The organism is Phyllobacterium sp., assembly GCF_037994405.1.
GTDB lineage: Bacteria > Pseudomonadota > Alphaproteobacteria > Rhizobiales > Rhizobiaceae > Phyllobacterium.
In genome coordinates, this window is record NZ_JBBNAN010000199.1 from 1 (window position 1) to 2,889 (window position 2,889).

General features: G+C 53.1%; 5 protein-coding genes. 2 read left to right on the forward strand and 3 right to left on the reverse strand.

The annotated features are described in order from the left end of the window. Window positions 1–299, forward strand: a 299-nt coding sequence (locus tag AAAC48_RS11235) for an iron chelate uptake ABC transporter family permease subunit (protein WP_340654253.1), incomplete at its 5' end; no start/stop codon positions are given. On the opposite strand, the gene AAAC48_RS11240 is transcribed toward AAAC48_RS11235, so the two are convergent. Beyond that, complete coding sequence (locus tag AAAC48_RS11240) at window positions 286–804, reverse strand: sigma-70 family RNA polymerase sigma factor (protein ID WP_340654254.1); 519 nt, start codon at window positions 802–804, stop codon at window positions 286–288. The two genes, AAAC48_RS11235 and AAAC48_RS11240, sit on opposite strands and share 14 nt — an antisense overlap. A 417-nt stretch (window positions 805–1,221) precedes the next feature. Here AAAC48_RS11240 and AAAC48_RS11245 point away from each other — a divergent pair, with 417 nt between their 5' ends. Further along, complete coding sequence (locus AAAC48_RS11245) at window positions 1,222–1,704, forward strand: class I SAM-dependent methyltransferase (RefSeq protein ID WP_340654255.1); 483 nt, start codon at window positions 1,222–1,224, stop codon at window positions 1,702–1,704. Here AAAC48_RS11245 and AAAC48_RS11250 read toward each other — a convergent pair. After that, the gene (locus AAAC48_RS11250) at window positions 1,684–2,559 is read right to left on the reverse strand and encodes an FkbM family methyltransferase (protein ID WP_340654256.1); all 876 of its coding nucleotides are present in this window, start codon (window positions 2,557–2,559) and stop codon (window positions 1,684–1,686) included. The two genes, AAAC48_RS11245 and AAAC48_RS11250, sit on opposite strands and share 21 nt — an antisense overlap. Then, on the reverse strand, window positions 2,559–2,849 hold the full coding sequence (locus tag AAAC48_RS11255; protein ID WP_340654257.1) for a HigA family addiction module antitoxin: 291 nt from the start codon (window positions 2,847–2,849) through the stop codon (window positions 2,559–2,561). The genes AAAC48_RS11250 and AAAC48_RS11255 overlap by 1 nt, the downstream gene beginning before the upstream one ends. Window positions 2,850–2,889: the final 40 nt, after the last annotated feature.

A 2,889-nucleotide genomic window follows, 5' to 3' on the forward strand; every position in this document is an offset into this window, starting at 1 on the left:
TCCTGATCCTTGGTTTCGCCGCATTGCTGACGGCCGCCGCTACGCTTATCGTCGGGCCGCTGAGTTTTGTCGGGATGATGGCGCCGCATCTGGCGCAACGTCTTGGACTGACGCGTGGCCTCACTCATTTGTGGGGCTCGGCACTTTGTGGAGGCTTGCTGATGGCGGCCGCTGACTTCATCGGGCGGACAATAAATTTCCCGTGGCAGTTGCCGACAGGCCTTGTCGCGACGTTGCTCGGGGGGCCGCTGTTTGCCGTGCTACTTGTGCACACTAGACGTCCGTCTATGCGGCATTAAGGGACTGCTCGCAGGCGCGGTGTGCATCCTTGATCATGAAATTGACCAGGGTCCTAGATACCCCCAATTCTTCAGCAATGTCCTTTTGTGGGACGCCCTCGATACGGTGGCGTAGAAACGCGTCATGGGTGCGTTTTGGCAAGTTCTTCAACGAGTTAAGCACATCGCGCAAGGTTTCTGTGGTGACCAGGCACTCGAGCGCGCTAGCACTCGAGGCGGGGATAAAGTCCAACCCGTCAATTGGCATCATATTGAGCTTTTCACGAGACCGTTTGCGGGCTTCATCGAGCGCGAGATTATAGACCATGCGACAGGCATATCCGACTGGGCAATGAATGCAGTCAGAGCGCATTGTACATGCCTTGATAACAGCATCATGGAATATATCTTCGGATTGTGCTTGGGATTTCAGAACGCCGTCGGCAATTTTTATGAGTTTTGGTCTATATTGAATCATGGTGTCTAGAAGAGCACTGCCGTTACGGAAAGCGATTTCTTTGGCCATTTTCGGAATTCTTCTGCTGTAAGATTACAACGGTGAAGCAAAACGCTGGTTTCGCGCATTTTTACTTAAAAAGTGCGTGTAAGGTTGGACTGAAATGCTTCGGCGTCAGCTATATGTTAATATGATAAAAAGAGTCAAGTTATTAAATCAGAATAATTAGGCATTGAGCGGGGAGCCTGGGAAACACAATTGTGGACAACCAAGACGCGCGTGGGAGTGGCGTATCCTGTGCAAGATTCGGTGTTTTTGGTACGAGAATTGATGATTCTCGTGCAGGAATCGCTGAAAGCTGTTGTATCTGTATGCAAATGCTTCCCGAACGTTTGATCCTTGCTGCGACACGCCGGCCATCGACCCCGTAGCGGAAATCATGTTAAGCCCGATTGTCTGCAGTGAAATCCAGGATACCAAAGTCTGATGAGCCGGCTTGACAGTTTCATCCATCGCATGAGGGCGCAACGTGATATTCTCAATCACATTTGTGACACCGTGAAGAAAATGGAAGGGCCGGTGCTTGAGCTTGGTCTCGGCAACGGCCGGACCTTCGATCATTTGCGCGAACGCTTTCCCGGACGCAGGATCATTGTCTTCGACCGGGCCGTGGGAGCACACAAGACCTCGACGCCTGATCCTGAGAATATGGTCGTTGGCGATATCCGAGAAACCGCGCAGAACTTCATAGGCATCAATGCTGCGCTGGTTCATGTCGATATCGGTACCGGCTACGATGACAAGGACGCCATCACTCTGACGTGGTTGCCGCAATTGGCAGCGGCACTTTTGGCGCCCGAGGGCATGGTTGCCAGCGGCCTCGAACTGAAGCATCCGCAACTCGAACCCCTTCCACTGCCCCCTGCTGTCGACGAAGGCCGGTACTTCTTATATCGACGAGTCGTATAGCAGAAGATCGAACTGCTTTTCGTCGAGTGGAATATCCCGGACCCTCACCGAAGCGATATCGTCCTCACGGAAGATCAGGCCGTCTTCGTAATATTTTGCTAGATATTGAACGAAGGCGGCTGACTGCTCCACGCCGTAGAAGCAGGTGGAAAATTCCATATAGAGCGGTACTTTACGTGCGAGCAGTAGTTCCATCGACCGGCAGGCGAGGGGCTCATAGCCTTCAATATCCATCCAGATCAAGCCGACCTCATCCAATGCAATCCCCGCCTGCGCGAGGATTGTGCGGACCGGCTTGACTGGAACTACTATCTTGCAATCGGCCACATTTTGCCGAAGCGCGCTGCTCTTGCCGTGATTGTCCCGGTGCTGGAAGAACTCGATCTCGCCTTCGCTCTCGCCGGCAGCGCAATTGACCAGAGTAACCCTGTCGTCAAGCTTGTTCTGGTTGATATTGGTGCGCAACAATCCAAAATTGCGAGGGTCGGGTTCGACGCTGACGATGCGGGAAAAGGCCTTGGTTAGAGCAAAATAGATGGTCTGCGTGCCAATATTGCCCCCGAGCTCCAGCAGCGTGCTGTTTTCCACAAGCAGGCGTTTTTCCTTGAGGATTGCAAGCAGCCGGTCAACATGATCCCGCTCAAAATTGCCCTTACGGTAGATTTTCTTGCCGATATAGTCGGCGGGTGAAAAACTTAAGATATGGTCGCCGCAATCGACCGTCATGGTCAGGACGCGCGCACCAATCCCGCTGATCAGCAACTCGCGGCCGTATCGCGTGTCAAAGAACCTTTGGGCCAGAAGATCTCTCAGCCTTTGACGATGCCGTCGAAACGCTTTTTTGCTGGGTTGCATCAGGCGGCTTGCCGATCCTGAATGACCTGGATATTCGGTCGTTGATGGGACCGCGCCAATGCCAGGTCATAATTGATCTGCATATTCAACCAAAACCTTGCCTGACTGACGCCAGCAGCCTCCAATCGAGTGGCAAGCTTCGGACTGATGCCGGCTCTTCCATTGAGGACACGCGACAGCGCAGGCGGCAACATGTCCAACCGTATAGCGGCTTCACTGACACTCAGCCCTAGCCAATCAAATACCGCTTTTTTCAATCCGGTTTCCGGGTGCGCGGGGTTCTTTATCATGGCTTTTGCTCCTGGTGGTGGTCGAGATAGTCAACCCGTT

Bases quoted from the DNA above. Each gene is read 5' to 3' on its own strand.
- AAAC48_RS11250 (WP_340654256.1), bottom strand. From the start codon at position 2,559: ATGCAACCCAGCAAAAAAGCGTTTCGACGGCATCGTCAAAGGCTGAGA.
- AAAC48_RS11240 (WP_340654254.1), bottom strand. From the start codon at position 804: ATGGCCAAAGAAATCGCTTTCCGTAACGGCAGTGCTCTTCTAGACACC.
- AAAC48_RS11255 (WP_340654257.1), bottom strand. From the start codon at position 2,849: ATGATAAAGAACCCCGCGCACCCGGAAACCGGATTGAAAAAAGCGGTA.
- AAAC48_RS11245 (WP_340654255.1), top strand. From the start codon at position 1,222: ATGAGCCGGCTTGACAGTTTCATCCATCGCATGAGGGCGCAACGTGAT.